General features: G+C 62.7%; 19 protein-coding genes. 15 read left to right on the top strand and 4 right to left on the bottom strand.

Going from position 1 to position 22,634, the window contains the following annotated elements:
* Positions 1-2: 2 nt before the first annotated feature.
* The 4 genes from kdpB to kdpE are packed head-to-tail and all read left to right on the top strand — an operon-like array spanning position 3 to position 6,120.
* Positions 3-2,087, top strand: coding sequence for a potassium-transporting ATPase subunit KdpB (gene kdpB / locus HYX42_RS18585; RefSeq protein WP_293405902.1), 2,085 nt, complete (start codon positions 3-5; stop codon positions 2,085-2,087).
* A 17-nt stretch (positions 2,088-2,104) separates the two neighbouring features.
* Positions 2,105-2,677 (top strand): potassium-transporting ATPase subunit KdpC, encoded by a 573-nt coding sequence (kdpC, locus tag HYX42_RS18580; protein ID WP_293405900.1) that lies wholly within the window; start codon positions 2,105-2,107, stop codon positions 2,675-2,677.
* 26 nt (positions 2,678-2,703) lie between these two features.
* Positions 2,704-5,403: a DUF4118 domain-containing protein gene (locus HYX42_RS18575; RefSeq protein WP_293405898.1), complete on the top strand. Its 2,700-nt coding sequence runs from the start codon at positions 2,704-2,706 to the stop codon at positions 5,401-5,403.
* Between the two features lie 9 nt (positions 5,404-5,412).
* Positions 5,413-6,120, top strand: coding sequence for a two-component system response regulator KdpE (kdpE, locus tag HYX42_RS18570; RefSeq protein WP_293405896.1), 708 nt, complete (start codon positions 5,413-5,415; stop codon positions 6,118-6,120).
* A gap of 65 nt (positions 6,121-6,185) precedes the next feature.
* On the opposite strand, the gene HYX42_RS18565 is transcribed toward kdpE, so the two are convergent.
* Complete coding sequence (locus HYX42_RS18565) at positions 6,186-6,929, bottom strand: GntR family transcriptional regulator (RefSeq protein ID WP_293405894.1); 744 nt, start codon at positions 6,927-6,929, stop codon at positions 6,186-6,188.
* 146 nt (positions 6,930-7,075) lie between these two features.
* Here HYX42_RS18565 and HYX42_RS18560 point away from each other — a divergent pair, with 146 nt between their 5' ends.
* The 8 genes from HYX42_RS18560 to HYX42_RS18525 all read left to right on the top strand — a co-directional run bounded on the left by HYX42_RS18560 (position 7,076) and on the right by HYX42_RS18525 (position 14,161).
* Positions 7,076-8,134: an ABC transporter substrate-binding protein gene (locus HYX42_RS18560; RefSeq protein ID WP_293405892.1), complete on the top strand. Its 1,059-nt coding sequence runs from the start codon at positions 7,076-7,078 to the stop codon at positions 8,132-8,134.
* A gap of 62 nt (positions 8,135-8,196) precedes the next feature.
* Positions 8,197-8,967, top strand: coding sequence for an ABC transporter permease (locus HYX42_RS18555; RefSeq protein ID WP_293405987.1), 771 nt, complete (start codon positions 8,197-8,199; stop codon positions 8,965-8,967).
* Positions 8,964-10,394 (top strand): dihydropyrimidinase, encoded by a 1,431-nt coding sequence (gene hydA, locus HYX42_RS18550; protein ID WP_293405890.1) that lies wholly within the window; start codon positions 8,964-8,966, stop codon positions 10,392-10,394. The genes HYX42_RS18555 and hydA overlap by 4 nt, the downstream gene beginning before the upstream one ends.
* A complete protein-coding gene (locus tag HYX42_RS18545; protein ID WP_293405874.1) occupies positions 10,385-11,176 on the top strand; it encodes an SDR family oxidoreductase in 792 nt (263 codons plus the stop codon). The genes hydA and HYX42_RS18545 overlap by 10 nt, the downstream gene beginning before the upstream one ends.
* Before the next feature lie 8 nt (positions 11,177-11,184).
* Entirely contained in the window at positions 11,185-11,982 is a 798-nt protein-coding gene (locus HYX42_RS18540; RefSeq protein ID WP_293405872.1) for a DUF1445 domain-containing protein, read from the top strand.
* Positions 11,979-12,410 (top strand): heme-binding protein, encoded by a 432-nt coding sequence (locus tag HYX42_RS18535; RefSeq protein ID WP_293405870.1) that lies wholly within the window; start codon positions 11,979-11,981, stop codon positions 12,408-12,410. Before HYX42_RS18540 ends, HYX42_RS18535 begins: the two co-directional genes overlap by 4 nt.
* A gap of 17 nt (positions 12,411-12,427) precedes the next feature.
* The gene (locus tag HYX42_RS18530; protein ID WP_293405868.1) at positions 12,428-13,249 is read left to right on the top strand and encodes an ABC transporter ATP-binding protein; all 822 of its coding nucleotides are present in this window, start codon (positions 12,428-12,430) and stop codon (positions 13,247-13,249) included.
* A 48-nt stretch (positions 13,250-13,297) separates the two neighbouring features.
* Positions 13,298-14,161 carry a pseudouridine synthase gene (locus tag HYX42_RS18525; protein WP_293405866.1) on the top strand — a complete coding sequence of 288 codons (864 nt, stop codon included), beginning with the start codon at positions 13,298-13,300 and terminating at the stop codon, positions 14,159-14,161.
* A 23-nt stretch (positions 14,162-14,184) separates the two neighbouring features.
* Here the strand turns inward: HYX42_RS18525 and HYX42_RS18520 are convergent, their stop codons facing one another.
* Positions 14,185-15,705 carry a serine hydrolase gene (locus HYX42_RS18520; protein WP_293405864.1) on the bottom strand — a complete coding sequence of 507 codons (1,521 nt, stop codon included), beginning with the start codon at positions 15,703-15,705 and terminating at the stop codon, positions 14,185-14,187.
* A gap of 306 nt (positions 15,706-16,011) precedes the next feature.
* Here HYX42_RS18520 and HYX42_RS18515 point away from each other — a divergent pair, with 306 nt between their 5' ends.
* From HYX42_RS18515 to HYX42_RS18505, 3 genes are all read left to right on the top strand, one after another.
* Positions 16,012-16,335 carry a hypothetical protein gene (locus tag HYX42_RS18515; RefSeq protein WP_293405862.1) on the top strand — a complete coding sequence of 108 codons (324 nt, stop codon included), beginning with the start codon at positions 16,012-16,014 and terminating at the stop codon, positions 16,333-16,335.
* A gap of 73 nt (positions 16,336-16,408) precedes the next feature.
* Positions 16,409-17,632: a serine hydrolase gene (locus HYX42_RS18510; RefSeq protein ID WP_293405860.1), complete on the top strand. Its 1,224-nt coding sequence runs from the start codon at positions 16,409-16,411 to the stop codon at positions 17,630-17,632.
* A gap of 288 nt (positions 17,633-17,920) precedes the next feature.
* Positions 17,921-19,258 (top strand): alpha/beta hydrolase, encoded by a 1,338-nt coding sequence (locus HYX42_RS18505; RefSeq protein WP_293405858.1) that lies wholly within the window; start codon positions 17,921-17,923, stop codon positions 19,256-19,258.
* Here HYX42_RS18505 and HYX42_RS18500 read toward each other — a convergent pair.
* Together HYX42_RS18500 and HYX42_RS18495 are read right to left on the bottom strand one after the other, a co-directional pair.
* Complete coding sequence (locus HYX42_RS18500) at positions 19,255-20,130, bottom strand: spore coat protein U domain-containing protein (protein ID WP_293405856.1); 876 nt, start codon at positions 20,128-20,130, stop codon at positions 19,255-19,257. The genes HYX42_RS18505 and HYX42_RS18500 overlap by 4 nt on opposite strands.
* Positions 20,131-20,138: 8 nt before the next feature.
* Positions 20,139-22,616: a fimbria/pilus outer membrane usher protein gene (locus HYX42_RS18495; RefSeq protein WP_293405854.1), complete on the bottom strand. Its 2,478-nt coding sequence runs from the start codon at positions 22,614-22,616 to the stop codon at positions 20,139-20,141.
* Positions 22,617-22,634 lie beyond the last annotated feature (18 nt).

Genomic DNA, 22,634 nt, shown 5'->3' with positions numbered 1-22,634 from the left:
CCATGACCAACAAAAAACCATTCGTACTTCTTGACCCGGCCCTGCTAAAGCCGGCCATCGCCGCCTCGTTTACCAAACTCAGCCCCCGTGTGCAGTGGCGCAACCCGGTGATGTTTGTGGTGTTCATCGGCAGCATCCTGACCACGCTGCTCGGGCTGCAGGCCTTGCAGGCCCCAGGCGGCAAGGGCGCAGATTCGGCGGGCTTTATCTTTGCCGTCGCCATCTGGCTCTGGTTCACAGTGCTGTTTGCCAACTTTGCAGAAGCGCTGGCCGAAGGCCGCAGCAAGGCGCAGGCTGCCTCACTGCGTGGCCTGAAGAAAAGCACTTGGGCCAAAAAGCTGAAAGAGCCAAAACACGGTGCTACCTTTTTGCCTGAACAGGCAGAAAACCTGAGGAAGGGCGATGTAGTTCAGGTCGATGCGGGCGAGATGATCCCCCTCGACGGCGAAGTCATCGAAGGCGTGGCCTCGGTTGACGAGAGTGCCATCACCGGCGAATCTGCGCCTGTGGTCCGCGAGTCTGGTGGGGACTTCGCCTCTGTGACCGGCGGCACACGCGTGCTGTCCGACTGGCTGGTGGTGCGCATCAGCGTCAACCCTGGCGAGTCTTTTCTCGACCGCATGATCAGCATGGTCGAAGGCGCCAAACGCCAGAAGACCCCGAATGAAATCGCGCTGACGATTTTGCTGGTGGCGCTGACCATCGTCTTCCTGGTGGTCACGGTGACATTGCTGCCGTTCTCCATCTTCAGCGTCGAGGCTGCAGGCGCGGGCACAGTGGTCAGCATCACCGCGCTGGTGGCCTTGCTGGTGTGCCTGATCCCCACCACCATTGGCGGCCTGCTGTCTGCCGTCGGCGTGGCGGGCATGAGCCGCATGATGCAGGCCAATGTGATCGCCACTTCGGGTCGCGCCGTTGAAGCGGCGGGTGACGTCGATGTGCTGCTGCTCGACAAGACCGGCACCATCACGCACGGCAACCGCCAGGCCTCAAGCTTTGTGCCGGCACCCGGTGTGACTGAAGCGACGCTCGCCACCTCAGCAATGCAGGCCTCCATGGCCGATGAAACACCTGAAGGCCGCAGCATTGTCACGCTGGCGCAAAAGACCAATGCGATTCAGGCTTTGGTCGGCGCTACGACTGAGGTTCCGTTCACCGCTCAAACAAGAATGAGCGGTGTCGACGTCAAACTGAACGACGGCAGCACACGCCAGTTGCGCAAGGGCGCTGTCGATGCCGTGCGCAAACATGTCGAGGCACTGGGCGGCAGCGTGCCTGCCGAGGTGCTGCGCGCGTCCGATGAAGTCTCGCGCCGCGGCAGCACGCCGCTGGCCGTGAGCGATGGCAAGCAGGTGCTGGGCGTGGTCGAGCTGAAAGACATTGTCAAGGCCGGCATCAAGGAGCGCTTTGGCGAACTGCGCCGCATGGGCATCAAGACCGTGATGATCACGGGCGACAACAAACTCACTGCGGCTGCGATTGCCGCCGAGGCCGGTGTTGATGACTTCCTGGCCGAGGCCACGCCCGAAGACAAGCTCAAGCTGATACGCCAGTACCAGGCCGAAGGCCGGCTGGTGGCCATGACGGGCGACGGCACCAACGACGCGCCGGCGCTGGCGCAGGCCGATGTGGCGGTCGCCATGAACAGCGGCACGCAGGCTGCGAAGGAGGCCGGCAATATGGTGGACCTTGATTCCAATCCGACCAAGCTGCTGGAGATCGTCGAGACCGGCAAGGCGCTGCTGATGACACGCGGCTCGCTCACGACGTTTTCGATTGCGAATGACGTAGCCAAGTACTTCGCCATCATCCCGGCGATTTTTGTGACGACCTACCCGCAGCTGGGTGCGCTCAATGTGATGCAGCTGGGCAGCCCGTCGTCGGCGATTTTGTCGGCTGTGATCTTCAACGCGCTGATCATCATGTTTCTGATTCCGCTGGCGCTCAAAGGGGTCAAGTACCGCGCCGTTGGTGCCGCGGCTCAGCTGCGCCGCAACCTGGCTGTCTATGGCCTGGGCGGCCTCATCGTGCCCTTTATCGGCATCAAGGTGATTGACCTGTTCCTGGTCGCCGTGAACCTTTCATGAACTCACAAGGACTCAACATGACGAAAATAATTCGCCCAGCACTGGTCCTCTTCACAGTGCTCACACTCGTGACCGGCGTGGCCTACCCGCTGGTGGTGACAGGCGCAGCGCAAACGCTGTTCCCCTCCCAGGCAGCAGGCAGTCTCGTCGTCAAGGATGGTAAAGCGGTTGGCTCTGCGCTGATCGGGCAGAACTTCAGCGACCCCAAACACTTCTGGGGCCGCCCATCGGCCACAGGCCCCATGCCCTACAACGCAGGTGCATCCAGCGGCTCGAATCAGGGGCCGCTGAACCCTGCGCTGGCCGATGCAGTCAAGGGCCGCGTGGAAGCCCTGCGTGCGGCTGACCCCGGCAACACAGCGCCAGTACCTGTGGACTTGGTGACGGCCTCTGCCAGCGGTCTTGATCCGCACATCAGCCCCGCTGCAGCCCGCTACCAGGTGGCGCGCGTCGCCAGGGCGCGCGGTGTGGCTGCAGAAAAAGTCCAGACGCTGGTCGAGCAGCAGACCGATACGCCGCTGCTCGCCTTTATGGGTGAGCCACAGGTCAACGTGCTCAAACTGAATCTTGCGCTTGAGGCGATACGCTGAACCGAAACAGGATTTAATAAGGCTTGATGGCAACGTTTACCGACTCCCGCCCCGACCCCGACCAGCTGCTGGAGCAGCTCAGGGGTGAGGATGCGCGCGGCCGCCGTGGCCGATTGCGCATCTACTTTGGCGCCAGCGCCGGTGTGGGCAAGACTTACGCCATGCTCAGTGCAGCGCAGCGCGAGCGCAAGGCCGGGCGCGAGGTGCTGATCGGCGTGGTTGAAACACATGGCCGCGCCGAAACGCAAGAGTTGCTTGCGGGGCTTGAGCAGTTGCCCCTGCGCGAGCTGCCCTATCGAAACAATGTGCTGAAAGAATTCGACCTTGATGCGGCGCTGGCACGCAAACCGGCCGTGCTGCTGGTTGATGAACTGGCACACAGCAACGCGCCCGGCTCTCGCCATTCCAAGCGCTGGCAGGACGTGCAGGAGCTGCTTGAGGCGGGCATTGATGTGTGGTCGGCGCTCAACGTGCAGCACCTTGAGAGCCTCAACGGCACCGTAGGCGCCATCACCGGCATACGTGTGCATGAGACGGTGCCCGACACGGTGCTTGATGACGCAGACGAGATCATCCTCGTTGATGTCACGCCCGATGAACTGATGGCACGCCTCAAGGCCGGCAAGGTCTACCTGCCCCAGCAGGCTGAGCGCGCGGCGCAAAACTTTTTCCGCAAGGGCAACCTGATTGCGCTGCGCGAGATTGCACTGCGCCGCACGGCCGAGCATGTTGAAGACGATGTGCGTAGCTACCGGGTGGAGCAGTCGATTGCGCCGGTCTGGAACACAGAGGGCGCGCTGCTGGCCTGCATAGGTCCGCGTGCCGGAGCAGAGCAGACGGTGCGTGTAGCGGCAAGGCTGGCGGGCCAGCTCAATGTGCGCTGGCATGTGGCCTATGTAGAGACGCCGCAGCTGCAGCGGCTGAAGGCCGGTGAGCGTGACCGCATCCTGGCGGTGATCAAGCTCGCCGAAGAACTGGGCGCAGGTACCGCGGTGCTCACGGGTGCCGATGCTGCCCAGGCGCTGGTGTCGCAGGCGCAGACGCTGAACTGCGCCACGCTGGTGGTGGGCAGACCGGCACTGACAGGCTGGCAATCATGGGGCAGGCGCAGCATGACACGGAAACTCGCGCTGCTGGCCCCGACGCTGGACATTGTCGAGGTCGGCCGCGCAGACAGCGCGCGGCGCCTGGCCGGTGCAGTACGGCGTACGCCTGAAGATACGCCCAATGCGGCCTGGCACGACAGCGTGCCGCGTTATGCCTGGGCTGCGGCCAGCAGCGTGGCCATCACCCTGCTGGCCACGCCGCTGCTGCACCTGTTTGACCTGGCCAACATCGTCATGCTGTTTTTGCTGGGTACTGTGCTGGTGGCGCTGAAGTTCGGGCGCGGCCCGGCGGCGCTGGCCGCTTTTCTGAACGTTGCTGCCTTCGATTATTTTTTTGTCGCGCCGCGCCTGTCGTTCGCCGTCAGCGATGTGCAGTACCTGGTGACATTCGCCGTCATGCTCGTGGTCGGCCTGCTGACCGGGCAGCTTACGGCCGGCCTGCGCTTCGAGGCGCGCATCTCCAGCAGCCGCGAGCGGCGTGCGCAGTCGCTGTTTGAACTCACGCGTGACTTGTCTGCGGCGCTCATGAGCATACAGGTCTGCGAACTGGGCGAGGCCGCCGTGCAGCGCAACTTTGGCGGGCAGGCGCTGGTGCTGGTCACTGATGCCAACGACCAGCTGACCTTTCCCGCCAGCCTGCCGGACGACTTTGACACCAGCGTGGCCGATTGGGCTTTTCGCAATGAGCAGGCTGCCGGCCTCGCAACGAGCACGCTGTCGGCCCAGCCCTGGCATTACATCCCTTTGCGGGCGCCTATGCGGGTGCGCGGCGTGCTGGCCCTCAGGCCGTCGCAGCCGCGCTGGCTGCTGATACCCGAGCAGTTGCAGCAGCTCGACACGCTGGCCAGGCAGATCGCCATTGCGCTGGAGCGTGTGCACTATGTCGAGATCGCACAACAGGCCGTGGTGCAGATGGAGTCAGAGCGCCTGCGCAACACCTTGCTGGCTGCCATTTCACATGACGTGCGCACGCCGCTGACGGCGCTGATAGGGCTGGCTGAATCACTCCAGCGCGCTGCACCACCGCTGGATGCGGCGCAGGCAGGCATAGCGCAGTCCATCACGCAGCAGGCACGCCAGCTCAGCGCACTGGTCACCAACCTGCTCGACATGGCGCGCCTGCAGCAGGGCGGCGTCAACCTGCGAAAAGAATGGCAATCGGCCCAGGAAGTGGTGGGCTCGGCGATTCGCGCAGCGCGGCATGCGCTGGCCGGGCTGGAGGTGCGTACTGATGTCCCGGCAGACCTGCCGCTGGTGGAGTTTGATGCTGTGCTGATGGAGCGTGTGCTCGTCAACCTGCTTGAGAACGCCGCCAAATACGGCGTCCCGCCTGTGGAAGTCAGTGCGCGCGTCACCGCCGATGCACTGGTGCTGACGGTGCGCGACCACGGCCCCGGCCTGCCGCAAAAACTGGCAGGGCATGAAGAAGCGCTCTTCGACAAGTTCACGCGCGGCGAGGCTGAATCCGCGACGCCCGGCGTCGGCCTGGGGCTGGCCATCTGCAAGGCCGTGGTTGATGCACACGGCGGCAGTATTCATGCCACCAATGCGGAGGGTGGCGGGGCCGCGTTCAGCGTCACGCTGCCAAGGCGTGAACCGCCTGTGCTTGAACAAACATAAACTCCCCTCATGTCTACTCCCGTCGTTGTCGTTATAGAAGACGAGCCGCAGATCCGCCGCTTTGTACGCAGCGCGCTGGAGGCCGAGGGCTGGCAGGTGCATGAAGCCGACACCGCAAAAAAGGGGCTGACAGAAGCCGGTACACGAAAGCCTGACCTGCTGGTGCTGGACCTCGGCCTGCCCGATGGCGACGGCCTGGATGTGATTCGCGATGTGCGCGGCTGGTCTGCCGTGCCCATCATCGTGCTGTCCGCGCGCAGCGATGAGGCCGACAAGATTGCTGCGCTGGATGCAGGTGCAGACGATTACCTGACCAAACCTTTTGGTGTGGGCGAATTGCTGGCCCGGGTGCGCGCCAACCTGCGCCGCCCCCGCGCTGCAGCAGTTGATGGCGCGGCGGCCGAAGAAGCCGACCCCGTGTTTCGTTTCGGTGAGGTCGAGGTGGATCGCCAGGCGCGCATCGTCAGGCGTGCGGGAGCCGAGGTGCACCTGACGCCGATTGAATACCGCCTGCTCAGCGTGCTCATGGCCAATGCCGGCCGTGTGCTGACGCACCGCCAGCTGCTGCGCGAGGTCTGGGGGCCGTCGCATGCCGACCAGAGCCATTACCTGCGCATCTACATGGGCCATTTGCGGCAAAAGCTGGAGGCTGACCCGGCCCAGCCCGTGCACCTGCTGACCGAAACAGCGGTAGGTTACCGGCTTTTAATTACCTGAAAGTGCTGCGCCAGGCTGCACCAAAACGGCGAAATGTCCGTTTCGGGTGCATGTTTGACCAGCCTTCAGCCCCTGTTTTTTGGCGCCGGATCAGGCATATCCAGCCCAAAAATTGCGCGCAAATTCGTCTTGCTGCTGATTTTCCGGTCCAGGTCCAGGCTTTCTTCCAGGTCGTCCAGGTGCCTGCGCATCAGGTCGGCCGCCCTTTTGGGCTGGTGAGCGCGCAGGTGTTCAATCAGCTTGTTGTGGTCATCGTGCCAGCAACCCATTTCGCTGGGGTTTTCATAGAGGCTGGTCACAAGGGAGGTACGCGCCACCAGTTGCCTGACCTGGTCGGCCAGGATGGCGTTGTCGGCAATTTCCGAGAGCAGCAGATGAAACTGCCCTGACAGTTTGATCGCCTCACGCATGCGGCCGGCGCGGCGGTGCGCCTCTTCTTCGGCGATGTTTTTAGCCAGCACCTTGAAGTCGGCGCCCGATGCCCGCGCCGCAGCCAGCTCGACGATGCCGGCCTCTATGGTCTTGCGTGCCGCAAAGATCGCCCGTGCTTCCTTTGCGTCGGGGCTGGCAACAAAAGCGCCGCGATTGGGCACCAGCCGCACCATGCTCTCAAAAGCCAGCCGTGCAAACACCCGTTCCATTTCGCGCCTGGAGAGCTTGAAAGCCTCGCACATCGCGAGTTCGTTGAGTCGTGTGCCGGGCAGCAGGCGCTGGTCCACGATGGCGTCCATCACGCTGCGGTACACATCCTCGACAGACAGGTCGATGGCGGCAGATTTCGCGGCTTTGGCTTCTGATGCTTTGGTCATGGCGGAGTGGCTTGTGTGGCGTTCAGGATTGCGCGCAATTTTAAGCATGATTTGTGCAAAATAAAAATACAAAATAGCAAACAAGGCTGGCACGCGGTTTGCATTGATAGTCATGCAATTTTGCACATCACGACAAGAGATCTTTTATGGCCAACACTATTTACCCAGTTCAGACAGGACTTGAGCGCAGGGCTCTTGTCGTGGCATTGACGGCGCTCGGCTGCATCGGCCTGATGGCTAGCGCTGCCGCACAAACCCCCACGACTGAAGTCAAGGTGTCCCTCAACGCACCTTTCGACGGCAGCAACGCCGCCTTCTTCCTGGCGCAGGAAAAAGGCTACTTCGCAGCAGAAGGCATCACCGTCAACATGGACCCGTCGGGCGGCTCCGGCGAGGCCGTCACCCGCATCGGCAGCGGGGCGTATGACTTCGGTTTTGCCGACGTCAATGTGCTGCTGGAATTCAACGCCAAGAACCCCGGCAGCGCCGGCAAGGCGGTGTACATGCTTTATTACCGCTCGCCGCTGTCAATTGCCAGCTTTGCAAAAGCCAACATCAACAAGCCGGCTGACCTGGCCGGCAAAAAGATGGGCGGCTCGCTTAGCGATGGTGCCTACAAACTTTTCCCGGTCTACGCAGGGATGACGGGCGTGAAGCCTGACAGTGTGAAATGGGAGTATGGCGACCTGCGCCTGCGCGAAGCTATGCTGCTCAAGGGCGATGTCGAAGCCATTCTTGGTTTTGACTCGACCATGTACTTCAGCCTGGTACGGCAGGGCATCAAGCCGGCAGACATCAAGTTTCTTTATTACTCCGATGCGGGCATGGACCTGTATGGCAACAGCATCATCGCCTCCAAAAAGATGCTGGAAACCAAACCTGCCATCGTCAAGGGTTTTGTAGCCGCAGCTGCCAAGGGCTGGCGCGACGCCGTGGCCAACCCGGCTGCCGCGATTGCCGCGCTTAAAAAGCAGGCGCCGCTGGCCGATGAAAAACTGGAGATGGAAAAACTCCAGTGGCTGATCAAGAACCAGATCACTACGCCAGAGTCAACGGCTGACGGCATGGGCGGCGTTCGCGCTGCGCGGCTTGACAAATCAGTTGCCGTCCTGTCCAGGGCATTTGACCTGCCGGGCAAACCCACATCGGCAGACGTATTCACCAACGCGTTTTTACCGCCGCTGGCCAGCCGCAAGCTGCCTTGAGCCATTCAGGACTCAAGCAACCGCAGCCCTGAATCGACAGAAGAAGAAAGCCGATCATGAAGATGAGTACACGCACGCTTGAAAACGCGATGCCCTGGTTTTTTGTGATCGGCCTTCTCGTCATCTGGCAGTTTGCCTGTGTCGCGTTTGACATCAAACCCTTTTTGCTGCCCAGCCCCTATGCGATTGCGCAGTCCATGGTGCAGTGGACCTCGCCCATTCTTGAAAACGCTGGCTTCACGCTGCTCTCAACGCTGGCAGGTTTTGTGCTCGCCGTGGTGCTGGGTGTGGCGCTGGGCATCGCCATCGGTTCGTCGCGCCTGATCTACCGCGGGCTGTACCCGGTGCTGGTGGCTTTCAACAGTGTTCCCAAGGTGGCGGTTGTGCCGGTGTTTGTGATCTGGTTCGGCGCAGGCACGGTGCCCGCCATCCTGACGGCCTTCATGGTGTCCTTCTTCCCGATTGCGGTGAACATCGCGACGGGTCTGGCGACGGTGGAGCCCGAACTGCTCGACGTGCTGCGCGCCCTGGGTGCCAGCCGCCGCGACATCCTGGTCAAGGTCGGCTTTCCGCGCGCCATGCCCTACTTTTTTGCATCACTCAAGGTCGCCGTCACGCTGGCCTTTGTGGGTGCCATCATTTCAGAGACGGTGGCTTCCAAGCGAGGCATCGGCTACCTGATGATGGCTGCAACTTCCAACTTTGACACGCCGCTGGTGTTTGCCGGCCTCATCGTCACCTCCGTCATGGGTGTGGCCATGTATGCCATCTTTGCCGTGATTGAAAAACGCACGACTTTCTGGTCGCAGCGTGACGACGGCATGCTGTCATGACTGAATTTGATCTTGTTATCAGGGGCGGCACGGTCGCCACCGCTTCAGACACCTTTCGCAGCGATGTAGGCATCACCGGCGGCAGGATTGTTGCGCTCGGCAGTTCCCTTACCAGCGCCAAACAGACGATTGATGCCTCCGGCAAGCTGGTGCTGCCAGGCGGCATTGATGCCCATTGCCATCTCGATCAGCCGCGTGCCCAGGGCCTGGCCTCTGGCGGTGCCATCATGGCCGACAACTTCGAGTCAGGCAGCCTGTCGGCCGTGTTCGGCGGCACCACCACCATCATTCCATTCGCGGTGCAGCACCGCGGCCAGTCAGTGCGCGCGGCGGTAGAGGACTATCACCGGCGCGCCGGCGGCAAGGCCTATATCGACTACGGCTTTCACCTCATCGTCTCCGACCCGACGCAGCCGGTGCTGAAAGACGAATTGCCCTCGCTGATCGCCGAAGGTTATGCATCGGTCAAGGTCTACATGACCTACGAGGCCATGAAACTGTCGGACCGGCAGATTCTGGATGTGCTTGACGTCAACCAGCGCGCCGGCGCGCTGACCATGATTCACGCCGAGAACTATGAGTGCATTGCCTGGCTGACTGAAAAGCTGGAGGCCGAGGGCAAGACCGAACCGCGTTACCACGAAGACTCGCGCCCCATGGCGGTCGAGCGCGAAGCCACACACCGCGCCATCACACTGTCTGAAGTGGCCGAAGCCAACCTGCTGATCGTGCATGTGTCAGGCAAGGACGCGATGGAAGAAATCCGCCGGGCCCGTGCCCGAGGCGTGAAGATCTTTGCAGAAACCTGCCCGCAATACCTTTTTCTGTCGACCCGTGATCTGGCCCTGCCGGATTTTCTGGGTGCCAAGTGCATGTGCAGCCCGCCGCCGCGTGACCCGGCCAACCAGGCCCATGTCTGGCAGGGCATTGAAGACGGCCTGTTCGATATTTTTTCATCCGACCACGCGCCCTACCGTTTCGACGAGGGCGGCAAGCTCATGTATGGGCCGAAGATATCCTTCAGCAAGGTGGCCAACGGCATACCGGGGCTGGAGACGCGTTCGGCCCTTCTGTTCTCTGAGGGTGTGATGACGGGCCGGCTTGACCTCAACCGGTTTGTGGCGCTCAATTCAACCAATGCCGCCAAGCTCTATGGCCTGCACCCGCAAAAGGGCACGATTGCGGTGGGCGCGGATGCCGACATCGCCATCTGGGACCCCGAGCGCAAGGTCACCATTACCAACGACATGCTGCACCACAACGTGGACTACACGCCCTATGAGGGTCGCACACTCACCGGCTGGCCGGTCACGGTGCTGTCGCGCGGGCAGGTGGTTTGCCATGAGGGCGAACTGCTCGGCAAGCCGGGGCAGGGTCAATTTCTCAAGCGTTTCAGGGCAAAAAAAGGAGACAGGGCATGGACCTAGGCATCACAGGCAAACGCGCACTCGTACTCGGTGGCAACCGCGGCATAGGCCAGGGCATTGCGCAGGCGCTGGTGCGTGAAGGCGTGAACGTCGCCATCACCGGCCGCGATGCGGAACGCATGAAGGCGGCTGTGGCTGAACTGAAAGCCTGTAACCCGGGTGCACAGGTAGAGGCCTTTGCGCTCGACCTCGCGGACGTGGCAGGGCTTCCGGCCTTCGCATCAAGGGTGACCGACAGCTTTGGCTCCATAGACATTCTTGTCAACAACACCGGCGGGCCGGGTTATGGCGGCGCAAGCGAACGCGGCATAACCGAATGGACATCGAGCTTCAACGAGATGGTGCTCTCCGTCATCACGCTGACAGACGCCTTGCTGCCCGGCATGCGCAAACGCCAGTGGGGTCGCATCATGACAGTGGTCTCCTCAGGTGTGGTGCAGCCTATTCCCATACTGGGTGTGTCCAACACCCTGCGCAATGCGCTGGTGACCTGGTCCAAAACGCTGTCGATGGAAGTTGCCAGGGACGGCGTGACCGTCAATGTGCTGGTGCCCGGCCGCATAGACACCGAGCGTGTGCGCATGACAGACGAAGCCGTGGCAAAGAAAGACAACATCACGATGGAAGAAGCCAAGCGCCGCTCGACGGCCATGATTCCCATGGGCCGCTACGGCGCGCCGGCAGAGTTTGGTGCGCTGGCTGCTTTTATCGCCAGCGTGCCTGCGAGCTACATGACTGGCAGCATGCTGCGCTGCGATGGCGGCAATATCCGCTCGGTCTGATTTTTCGGATGACTTCTTCAGCACTTGAGCTCAGGCACGTCATACGGCGCGGTGACTACACCGGGCTGACGACTGGGCGTGCGCCCGGTCATGTCCAGGCCAACCTGGTTGTGTTGCCGCAGCGGCATGTGGATGACTTCATTGCGTTCTGCAATCTCAACGCCTTTGCCTGCCCGGTGCTGGGCGTGGGCACAGTTGGCAGTCCGAATATTCCGGCACTGGGGACAGATCTGGATGTGCGCACCGATCTTCCCGGCTATCACATACACAGGCCAGGCCTGGCGCCTGAAGAAGTCACTGACATTTCTGACGTCTGGCGCGATGACCTGGTGGTCGTGGCCATTGGTTGCTGGTTCTCGATGGAAGATGCCTTGCTGAAAGCCGGTGTGCGCCTGCGTCATGTAGAACTGGGCATACAGGGCCCGTTGTTCACGACGAAGGTGGAGATGCGTGGCCGAGGTGTTTTCGGCGGGCCGCTGGTGGTGTCGATGCGGCCATTTGCCAAAGAGTCCGTACCCACGGTTCGGGAGGTCACGCGCCGTTTCTCCCGCGTGCATGGCGGGCCCATTCACATGGGAGATCCGGCCACGCTGGGCATCAGCAATATTGCCGCACCTGACTTTGGCGAAGTACTGAACCCACTGCCCGGCGAAATCCCCATGTATTGGGGCTGCGGCCTGACGGCGACGGTGGCCCTGCAGAAGTCAGGCATTGATTTTTTCATCACCCACGCGCCCGGCAAGATGCTGGTCACCGACCGCCTGAACGACTCACTTGAAACCGAACCGGAAAGCACATTCGCATGAACCCCACTTTCAGCCAGCTCAGACTCTCGCACGCCGGCGCGCTGCAACTGCTCAATGCCGCGATTGAAAAGGCCGTGGCCATGAAGCAGCCGCAGTGCATCGCGATCGTTGATGAGGGCTGCAACCTGCTCGCCTTTGTGCGCATGGATGGCGCCAGGGTGCTGTCTGAAAAATCGGCGATCCACAAGGCCATGACGGCTGCATCGAGCCGTGTCCCGACCGGCAACACCGAAGAAGGACTGGCTGCCAAACTCGCTGCCGCCACCGGCGGACTCAGCACCAACCTCAAGGGCGGCCTGCCCATCATCGTGGAGGGCCAGGTGATTGGCGGCATTGGCGTCGGCTCGGGCACTGGCGACCAGGACCGCGAGGTCGGCAACCATGCGCTGGCAGCTTTTGCTGGTGCGCAGACTTTCAAATTCGACTGAATCAGGTTCGATGCATCATGAACACAAACACCGACTCATTCATTGACTTTCGTGATGTCTGGCTGGCCTACAACGAAGAGTTGCTGGCGCAGCAGAAGTTTGCCGTCGAGGCGATTGACCTCAAGGTGCGGCAGGGCGAATTCATCGCCATCGTCGGGCCATCGGGCTGCGGCAAATCCACCTTCATGAAGCTGGCTACCGGCCTGCGCATGCCCTCCAAAGGCAACATCATCATTGACGGCAAACATGTGACCGGCCCGCTCAAGGTGTCGGGCATGGCCTTCCAGGCGCCGTCATTGCTGCCCTGGCGCACGACGATGGAAAACGTTCTGCTGCCGCTTGAGATCGTCGAGCCATTCCGCAGCAGCTTTCGTGACAAGCGGCCTGAATACGAAGAACGCGCGCGCAAGCTGCTGCAAAAAGTGGGGCTGGGTGGTTATGAAGACAAATTCCCCTGGCAGCTGTCGGGCGGCATGCAGCAGCGCGCCAGCATCTGCCGCGCACTGATTCACGAGCCCAAGCTCCTGTTGCTTGATGAGCCTTTCGGCGCGCTCGATGCCTTTACGCGTGAGGAGCTCTGGTGCATATTGCGTGACCTCTGGACCGAGCAGCGCTTCAACGTCATCCTGGTGACGCACGATTTGCGCGAGTCGGTGTTTCTGGCCGACACGGTTTATGTCATGAGCAAAAGCCCGGGCCGGTTTGTCGCCAAACGCGAGATAGACCTGCCTCGCCCGCGTGACCTTGAGATCACCTACACAAAAGAATTCAGCGACATCGTGCATGACCTGCGCGGCCATATCGGCGCGAGCCGGCAGGCGGCGGCTGTTCCTGCCTGATTGACAGTCAAGGCGCTGGAAAGGGCGGCGACTTAAAATCAGCCGCTCATGGCTGATTCCTCTCCCCCCAAACCGCCCGCCCCAAAACCCCCGGCCGTCCGCATTCGTGCAGCCGCTGCAGCGCCTGCAGGTACGCTCGGCGCATCGACAGGCACCACTGTTCGCCTGAACAAACGCATGGCCGAGCTCGGCCTGTGTTCGCGGCGCGAGGCTGACGACTGGATCATCAAGGGCTGGGTTCGTGTCAATGGTGCACCTGCCGTCATGGGCCAGCCGGTCGCACTCGATGCCCGCATCGAGGTTGACCGCCAGGCCGAGCAGCAGCAGCGCCAGCAGGTCACCATACTCATCAATAAACCCGTGGGTTATGTCAGCGGCCAGGCTGAAGACGGCCATGAGCCGGCCGTGGTGCTGGTGCAGCCGCAAAACCGCTGGCGTGAATGCAACAGCCGCATGCGCTGGGGCCATGAGCAGTTGCGAGGCCTGGCGCCCGCAGGGCGGCTTGATATTGACTCCATCGGCCTGCTGGTGCTGACGCAGGACGGCCGCGTGGCGCGCCAGCTGATTGGCGAGGATTCACTGATGGAAAAGGAATACCTGGTGCGGGTGAGTCTTGGCGTGGGCGGTGAAAGCAGCAATGTGCAGGCGGTGTTTCCGCCCGAAAAGCTGGCGCTTCTCAACCATGGCCTCAGTCTGGATGGCCAGGCACTGCGGCCCGCAAAGGTCAGCTGGCAAAACCCGGAACAACTGCGTTTTGTACTGACAGAAGGCAAAAAGCGGCAGATCCGCCGCATGTGCGAGCAGGTTGGCCTGTTTGTGACAGGGCTCAAGCGTGTGCGCATAGGCCGGGTCAACCTCGGGCATCTTCCCGTGGGCCAGTGGCGTTACCTGATGCCGCACGAGAGTTTTTGAGGGCTTGCCGGCCCCCTGCTCAATCAACCCGGGGCTTTGACGAACGTGTGCTGTATGCCCTGCGGGTTCACCGCAGTGGCGCGGTAGCCTCCCCCTTCGGGGCCGGGCTCAAACTGCAACTGGTAAATCGGCGAGAAGCCTTCGTCCACCAATTCCCTGAAACGTCCCTCCGCCATCACCTCGGCTGAAAACCCCAGGGCGCCTGTGGGCACCAGGCGCAGGCGCGCGCCGGGTATCTCCAGTCGCATCACCAGTTGCCCCTGCTGCCGCGTGATGGTGATGGGCCCCAGCGTGCCGGACAGGTAGCGACCTTCCAGTGGCGCGGAATTTACTGCCTCGGCGGCCGCCGGCGCTGCCGCAGTGTCACTGCGCCTGAAGCCGGCCCGGTAGTCCTTTGCCGGCAGGCCCGCGATGCGGTCGGCGACCCATTGCGAAAGCGCGAAGGGCAGGCCTTCCTGTTGATGATTGGACAGCACGGCAATTCCTATGCCCGCCTCGGGAAGGATCATGGCGTTGGCGCCATAAGAGGCCGTGCCGCCTTCGTGGGTGATACGCCGGCCCTGCGGCGCGAACATCACGCCCCAGCCCAGCGCGCCACCTGCGGTGGGGCTGACCATGGTGCGCGGACGCCAGGTTTCGTCCATGTTGGCCTGCGAGACGATGCGCTGTCCGTCAATGGCGCCGCGGCCCAGCTGCAGGCGAAGCCACTGGCCCATGTCGCGTGCGCTGGAGTTGATCGACCCTGCCGGCCCCACACCCAGGCTGGACCAGTAACTGCCTACCGACGCCACCACCTGCAGCTTGCCGTCCAGGTGCTGGTGCGGGCTGGCGTGGTTGGCCGCAGCCAGCAGGGCCTCGCGCGTGGTCGAACTGTCCGACATGTTCAGCGGGCCGAAGATGCGCCTGGCCACCAGCGCATCCCAGTCCGCCTCGCCTATTGCCTGTGCGGCCACGGCGCCCACCACGGGGTGCAGCAGGTTCACATACTGCGGGCGCTGCCGGAATGGCGCGGTCAGCGGGGCCTGGGCAGCAGCCCGCAGGCGGTCTGCGAGCGGATAGCCCAGGAAGATCATGTCGTCATGGACATAGCTTTGCAAACCCACCGAATGTGACAGCACGTCGGCCGCCGAAACCTGCTGCGTCAGCCACGGGTCTTTCAGCGCAAAACCGGGGTAGCGCTGCACCAGCGGGGTGTCCCAGGCGAGCTTGCCGCTGTCTACCGCAATGGCGGCGGTGGTAGCCAGAAAGCCTTTGGTGACCGAGCCGATCTGGAACACCGTGCGCGCGGTGACCGGGTCACTCTTGCCGGCTTCGCGCACCCCGAAGCCCCTGGCGTAGAGCACCCGGTCCCGGTCTGCGATGACCACCGCCATACCGGGGATTTCCTCGCGGCGCATGAGGTTTGCCACATAGCGCTCCATCGCCGGGACGAGGCGCGCGACAGTCCGTGCGGTGCCTGATTTTTCAGTGGGCCCGGGCGCTGCCTGCGCAGCAGGGGAGCCGGGCAGCACCAGCGGTGTGGCGCTTTGAGCTGCTGTCGTCACGGTGGCGAACAGTGCAAGGACTGCTGTGGCCCTTCGCAGGGACTTCAGGGGGTGCCGGAGAGCGGGTGAATGTGGCATGGGTGAGCGGTAAAACAAAGGGGGTACGGGTTTGAGCCGTGAGGCACGCGTATTTGAAACCAGGTGCAGCTGTTTGGACAAGGCTTGAGCAGTCGTTCTGTATTGCATTTGAAATATGCCCGGCGCCTGGCTGAAACGATGGTGCAACCGGGCTTTTCAACAATGCAGTCAGGGCAGACGAATTCCCTGCCCACCCATTAATCCGCCAACTCATCAGGAGACTGCGACATGACCAACATCACCGCCCGCCCAGTGACCGTCCACGCCACCCGTTTCCCGCACCTGGCCCGCTTCGCCCTTGTTGCCGCGCTGGCGGTAGCGGCGCTGGCTTCACTGTCAGGTTGTGCCGGCATGGCCGAGCAGGCACGCCAGCAGCAGATCGCCCAGAACGAGCGTGATTGCAACCCCGGCTCGACCTGCTACAACAGCCTGACGCCCGAGCAGAAGCTCAAGCTCGTCGCCATCAAGCAGGAGGCCGCGCAGCAGGAAAAAAACCGCCAGTTGACATACCATTTCCTCAACCTGCTGCAAACCAGAGCCAGCTTCAAGTGATGGCGTTCAGGTATTTTTTCAGGCCTGTGTCCAGGGCAGTCTTTCAACCCACCTACTCCGGAGCGATAAAACAATGAAGTCCGCCTCTACCCGCCCCTCCCGCCACTCCCGTCATTTCCGCCTGGCCTGCGTGCCCCTGCTCGGCCTGTTCGCTGCGGCTTTCCAGGTGAGCGCCGCGCCGCTGACCGACGCCCAGAAGGCGCAGATCGACGCCATGGTGGCCGAGTACGTGCCCGCTGTGCTGCCGGGCCTGCAACTCGCCGTGGGCCGGGGCGGTGAGGTGCAATACGAGCGCGGTTATGGCGCGGCCAATGTGCGCACTGGCGCGCCCATGACGCCCGCTACGCCGGTTCGCATCGGCTCCGTCACCAAGCAGCTGACTGTGGCGACGCTGCTGGCGCTGAGCGAGCAGAAAAAACTCTCGCTGCAGGACCCGATCTCGCGCTGGCTGCCCGAGGTGAAGCTGCAACCTTCGCCCACACTGATGCAGGTGATGCAGAACGTGGGCGGCATCCCCGGTGCCAACGCCGAGGACTCTGATCTTTTCGGTACGGTGTTGCAGTCACTGGTGAACCCGCCGCCCCCGCGCGCCGACTTTATCAAGCGGCTCAATGCGCGCGGCCTGTTCGCGCAGCCCGGTGCGGTGTACGACTATTCCAACGCCGGCTACACCCTGCTGGGCATGGTGGCCGAGCGCGTGACAGGCCAGCCACTGGAGACCGTGTTGCAGGAGATGGTCTTCAAACCTGCCGGCATGGCCAGTTCCACACTTCCCGGCAGTCGTGAAGTGCCCGGCGCCGCAGCCGGCCACTACCGCGTCAAAACTACAGACAACTGGCGCCTGTGCCCGGACCTCAATGCCGGCTTCGATGCCGCTGGCGGTGTGGTGTCCACCGCGTCTGACCAGGTGCGCTGGAACGGCGCGCTCTACGGCGGCAAGCTGCTGCCGGCACAAACCGTGGCCTTGCTCCAGAAGCCCGCCATGCAGGCCGATGGCAAGCCCGCACCGGCCGGCATGGGCGTGGCGTACCTGGGCGGGCCCGGCAGCTACGGCGCAGCAGGCCAAACCGTGAATTTCGCCGCGGTGAACACCCACTTCGGCAGTGGCGATGACGTGGTGCTGCTGGCCAACGGCTCGAACGGCGCGGGCGATTCTGTCTACCCGCGTTTTGCGCTGGCCATACGTATCCACAACCTGCTCAACCCCGGGTCTGCGTTGCCAGTGCCGGCCACGCCCCCGGCACCGGGCGCCGACGCCCTGGCCCAGCCGGGCGAAGTGATGCAGATGTGCCGCTGACCTGGCGATGCCTTCGTAAGGCTGTCAGGGATGAGTAATTTAACGTATACATTAAAAAATTAATGTGTACGTTAAAAATTGATAAAAAGTTAACTTCCATGTTAACTTTTCGTGGTTTTGGCTTGTTTTGCGGCTACCAAAACCTGAAAAACAGTCAAAAAAGGCCGTTTTCAGGTGCCAAATGCGGCTGCAAGCCAATAAATACGTACGTAAGCAGCTACAAATATCATAGCGTCTGGCGCAGCCAACCCTCTGGTTAGCTGCCTCCTGAACAGCCACAATCCGGCGATGCCTCCATCCCAGCCCCCAAAAAGTTCGCCTGACATCCCCGCCAGCCTGCGCGAGCGCCTGCCGACCTGGCTGCATGTGTCTGACATCCAGGGGCTGGCGCAGCTGGCGACCCAGGGTGTGCTGGGGGTGACTGGCGTGGCCGAGGCGGTGCAGGGGGGGGTGTACAAATCTGTCGCCGCGCCTTTCGGCCTGCTGGGTTCGCGGTTTGTAGACGGCACGCCGGGCGCCACCGGCGTCAAGCCCCAGGGCATCACCGGTTTTGTGTACGGCAGCGTCAAGGCCATGACGCGGCTGGCGGGCGGCGCAGCTGACATGCTGCTGGCCGGTGCGAAGCCGCTGGTGGGTGAGCAGGCCTCTTCACCGCAGCGCGAGGCCATGCTGTCTGCCATCAACGGCGTGCTGGGCGACCAGCTGCTGGAAACCGCCAACCCGCTGGCCATCACCATGAGCCTGCGGCATGAAGGCAAAACCCTGGCGCTGGACAGGGCCGGCATCACCTTCGCACTGCCCAATGCAGGCCGCAAAATCCTGGTACTGGTGCACGGCCTGTGCATGAATGATTTGCAGTGGACGTCTGGCGATGCTTCCCACCGCTACAACCACGGCGATGAACTCGCAAAGGCGCTGGGCTACACGCCGGTCTACCTGCACTACAACACGGGCCGCCATGTATCAAGCAACGGCAAACAGTTTGCTGGCCTGCTCGAACAACTTGTTGAAGCCTGGCCGCAGCCGGTGGACGAGATCACGCTGCTGACCCACAGCATGGGCGGGCTGGTGTCGCGCAGTGCCTGCCATCACGCGGAACACCAGGCAGACCAGGGTGGCATGGCGTGGCGCAGCAAGCTGAAGAACATCATCTTTATGGGCACACCGCACCACGGCGCGCCGCTCGAGCGGGTGGGCAACTGGGTTGACGTGCTGCTGGGCAGCAACTTCATCACCAAACCCTTTGCAAAAATTGGCCAGGTGCGCAGCAGCGGCATCACCGACCTGCGTTACGGCGACGCCATAGGCAGCCACTGGGCCGATGCCGACCGCTTCAAGATGGCGCCCGACCAGCGCGAGCCCTTGCCCTTGCCTGAGGGTGTTGAATGCTTCACCGTGGCTGCAACCACGTCCGCCAAAGTCGGTGACCTGCAGGACCAGTTGCTCGGTGATGGCCTGGTGCCCCTGGCCAGTGCGCTGGGTGAGCATGACCAGACCCACCACGCCCTCGGCTTCAAACCTGAAAACCAGTGGGTGGCCACATCGACCAACCACATGGACCTGCTCAAAAAACCCGAGGTCACGACCCGCCTGCTGGGCTGGCTGGGCAAGCCGTCGGGGGTTTAGAACCCGACGGTAATGGTGTGGCCCTGACTGGCAGTGCAGGCGCCGCTGGTGCAGGTGCCGGCCTGGTTGGCCGCGGCAGTGCCGTTGACGGTGAAGTTTTGCGGGCCTGCGGTGCCGGTGCCTGAGGCCGCGCTCAACGTCAGGGAGTAATTCACGCCAAGCAGGGTGCCGGTGGCAGTGGGGATTGTCAGGGTGTACGGCGTGTTGTAGGTGCAGCTGAGCGCAAAGCCCGCACTGCCCGTTGCCGGGGATGCGCTGAAGGATGTGTAGTTCAGGATCAGCGGCGCGGGGCTGGTGCTGAAGTAGCACGAGTGCTGAATGCTGGCGCTCACCCCGAAGCTGGCAAGCCCCAGCACGCTGCCGGTTGCAAGGCCTGCCGAGTTGCTCAGGCGAATGGTCGCGGTGAGTGCGAGGTCGTCATAAATGCCGGCCGGCGCTGTCGCCTGCGGCGTGGGAATGCGCACGTAGTAGGGGTAGGAAAACGCTTGGGCGGCCGTGGTGTTCGTCATCCGGTAGAACACGCCGCCGCTGGTGCTGGAGGTCGAGCTCACTCCAGTGGCTTCAGTCCACGGCCCGCTGGTGGCGTTGCGGTGGTAGATCTCGTAGGTGAGCAACTCGGTGCCGTTCTGGCGCGTCATGGATCGCCCCGCAGGCGGCTCCCCCTGGTTGACGCCTATATAGATATACGGGCGTGTGGATGCTTCTGTGGCATTGGCTGCGGTGCAACTGCCGCTGATGGTGCCCGTGACCGATGTCGCCGTGCCCGAGGCGTAGAGCGTTGACAGCGGCACCGAGGTGGCGGCGATGCTGCAGGTCACGGCGTGGACCGAGCCGCCGGCGCCCAGTACGCCAATCGACAGAAGTTTCAACAAGGGGGTTTTCAACGTTTCACTCCAGTACATTTCAGGGGGCCCACGCGTGCAATGTCATCTTGGTTGACTGCAGCTGGCAAGTCAACCGCAAAGGTGCAGCTTGCACCCTCCCATTTCAGGCGCAGGCGGTTGGAAGCCTGCATTCCCGTGATAAATGCCTCACCGCGGCGTGCGACAAAAAACTCCTGCTTGTCGCCTATCAGCTCGATCTCCGCCCCGGCCGGTGCGGGTTCGCCATCATCAAACACAATTTTGATGAGGGCGCCGCGCCCGCTGCGGACCGGGAACCTGACGATCAAGCCGGTGCGGTTGCCCGGCACGACCACCTGCTCGATGCTGTCCAGCTCGGCACTGATGGGCAGCTCGCTCGGGTCCAGCCGGATGCTGTTTTCCTGGTACGGCAGCATGCCCGGCACCAGCGCCTTGCCGTCCTTGTTGGTACGCGCAAGAATGCGGCCCTGAAAGCCCACGCCGACATCGGCATAACCCGGTACCTCGACGAGCGCAAAGCTCTCCTGCACGCGGCGTGATGCAAAAAACTGTCCGTCAATGGCAGCGAGACCGCCCTGCGCACCGACACGCACGGTTTGCTGCAGGCTGGAAGCACTGACATCTGCTGTCCATGCACCCCGGTTGCCCTGGTAGTACAGGCCGCCTTCGGCATAGTTTTGCATGGCACGCTGGCCTGCAAGCGTGCGCCAGCCCAGACCGGTGTCGCTGCTCAGGCCCTTGCTGGCGCTGATATAGCCGTCGGTCTGGCCGCCGCGATGCGACAGGCTGCTGGAAACCGCCAGCTGGTTCTCCAGCGGGATCAGCAGACTCATGCCCACGGAGGTGCTGGATGGCGTGTTGCCCGGCAGGCCCTCGACGCGCACCACATTGAAGTTGAGCGACGAGCGCTGGCCCAGGCGCATTGAATAGTTGGCACTGTAGGTGGTGAGCGGCCCCTGGGTGAAGCTGTTGACGCGGGCATAACCCAGCCCGAGGGAGCCAAAACCTTCCGATGAATAGGTGTAGCTGCCCGACAGCTGGCGCTGGTAGGGCAGGGAGGCGACGTCCTGCCCTATCTGGCGGTAGCCCTGTGAGGCGGCTTCGTTTCGCAGGCTGAAGCCGTGGCGCAGGCTGGTGTGCTCCAGCGCGAACATGTACTGGTGACCGCGCCCTGTAACCACATCGTTGCTGACGGCCGCGCCGAGCTGGCCCAGCAGGTTGAATGGCAGCGCGCGAACCAGGCCGAACGTTGCGCCCTGGGTGCTCTGGCCGTACTCGCCGTGGGTTTCCATGGTTGTGTTTTTGTCGATGCCGTAGCGCCAGAGCCCGGACATGAAGCGCTGGCCATAGTCGGCGTTGCTGCTGCCCAGGTTTCTGCGTACCGCACCGGCTTCAATGCTCCAGTCGCTCAGGCCCTGCTCAAGCAGTTCTGCGCGGCTGAAAAAATCCTGCACCAGCACGGTCTCCCGGCCCAGCGAATCGCGCACCACGACCCGTGCCTGGCCGTTACCCGTGAGAAGGGGAAAGTTGTCGATGGCAAACGGGCCGGTGGGGACCTGCGAGGTTTGCCGCAGTGCATCGTTGATGTAGAGCTCCACTGTGCTGGGCGCGCTCGACATGCCGTTGATAACGGGCAGAGGCTGTGAAATAAAACCCGGGTTCAGGCCGAAGTTCCGGCTCAGCTGGAAACCGCCGAAATAAATCGAACGGCCCAGCCCTGCATTGCGCGTGGTGGCATCGCCCAGACGCAGCGTGAGCTTGTCATCGGGCAGATCGCGGGTGAATGTGGTCTCCAGCCGTCTCACCGTGCGCGGTGAAAGCGGGTTGCTGCTGCCGAGGTTGAGTGCCGAGTAGGTGCTGGTCAGCACGCCCCAGCGGTTGGAGACGCCGAACTCCAGCAGCGCCCCAAAATTTTGTGTGCTTGCGAGATCGCGTTGCCCGGTACGGGTGTAGCTGATGTCGTAGTTGAGAAAGCTGGCCAGTGCCGGCTCACTGAGTTTGGGCCGTTCGGCCAGCGTGCGCGTGAGCCGGGTGGCTGCAAAGGATTGCGGCTGAAATTTCAGGTCAACGGACTGGTTCGCAAAGTTGACCTGGGCTTCAAAACCGGGCACGGCCGTCAGTGCATACCACTGCTGGCCGAGGTGAGTGAAGGGCGGTGCGTCGGCCCGGCGGTTCACGCGCCATTCGTCAAACGCGGCGGCCGGCGCAAACAGCGTGCCGCCGCGCTCAAGCAGCACCCAGTTGCCGGCCTCTGCACCATTGACCTTGACCTCCAGCGGCATCATGCGTACCGGCGGGGGGGTGCTTTCGATGGGTGCAGGAGCGGTGGTTGCGGGGGCGGGGGCCTCGGGCTCAGCGGCCATCAGGGGCGCCGCAGCAAGCAGCAGCGCGCAGCACCAACCCGCCTGCAGCATGGCCAGCACCGAAGGCCGCAGCGCATGTCCCGAATGACTCCTGGCCCCGGAAGGTGGCTGGGCGGCATGGCGCACTGGCATGACCAGCGCCAGCGTACG

This window comes from Polaromonas sp. (assembly GCF_016185115.1).
Taxonomy (GTDB): Bacteria; Pseudomonadota; Gammaproteobacteria; order Burkholderiales; family Burkholderiaceae_C; genus Polaromonas.
Note: the sequence above shows the minus strand (reverse complement) of the source record. Positions and strands in the feature narration are given on the sequence as shown.